Source organism: Desertibacillus haloalkaliphilus (genome assembly GCF_019039105.1).
GTDB lineage: Bacteria > Bacillota > Bacilli > Bacillales > KJ1-10-99 > Desertibacillus > Desertibacillus haloalkaliphilus.
This window is the reverse complement of sequence record NZ_JAHPIV010000428.1, coordinates 1-360: the sequence shown is the minus strand read 5'-3', so window position 1 is coordinate 360 and position 360 is coordinate 1. Positions and strand designations below refer to the sequence as shown.

At 38.3% G+C, this 360-nt stretch carries 1 protein-coding gene; it reads left to right on the top strand.

Annotated features, from left to right (window positions below):
* The coding region (locus KH400_RS22645; protein WP_217228478.1) for an oligopeptide/dipeptide ABC transporter ATP-binding protein at positions 1-360 on the top strand (360 nt) is incomplete at both ends.

Here is a 360-nt window from a genome sequence, read left to right as displayed (position 1 = left end):
ATTTAGTGGTGGGCAACGTCAACGTATTGGTATTGCCCGTGCATTATCTGTTGATCCAAAATTAATTATTTGTGATGAGGCAGTATCGGCGCTAGACGTTTCAATTCAAGCGCAAGTCATTAACTTATTGAAAAAATTACAACGTGATTTTAAATTAACGTATTTATTTATATCTCATGACTTGGGTGTTGTTCGTCATATCTCTGACCGAGTTATTGTCATGTATCTTGGACGCATCGTAGAGATCGGTGATAAAACGTCCGTATTCGATAACCCACAACATCCTTATACAAAGGCATTACTTTCAGCCATTCCTGTACCGGAACCAGGCAAAAAGAAAGAACGAGTAATCCTAAAAGG